The sequence below is a fragment of the uncultured Tenacibaculum sp. genome (assembly GCF_947502995.1).
GTDB lineage: Bacteria > Bacteroidota > Bacteroidia > Flavobacteriales > Flavobacteriaceae > Polaribacter.
In genome coordinates this window covers 1-245 of record NZ_CANNBW010000086.1, presented here as the reverse complement: position 1 = coordinate 245, position 245 = coordinate 1, and the positions used below count along the sequence as shown (strand labels likewise).

At 36.7% G+C, this 245-nt stretch carries 1 protein-coding gene; it reads right to left on the bottom strand.

All coding sequences use genetic code 11. The features are described from left to right. Positions 1 to 245: hypothetical protein (locus tag Q1A46_RS20850; protein WP_299683592.1), on the bottom strand; the 245-nt coding region annotated here is incomplete at both ends.

Below are 245 nucleotides of genomic sequence, written 5' to 3'. Positions count from 1 at the left end.
GGAATGTCAGTTAAGTTTGTAATGAAAGCTCCTGCTCCATTTAATTGGTAATCATAAGTATATGGTGGAGTACCTCCAGTTACATCTCCTTCAATTGTTGCTCCTGTAGCTGGATCACAAGTAACCTCTTTTAATACATTAGCTGTTAAACCTGTTAAAGCACTTGGTTCTGTTATACTTACATTATTTACAGTAACAACACATTGTGCTCCTGCTGATGAAACTGTAGATGAACGAACTTCAAC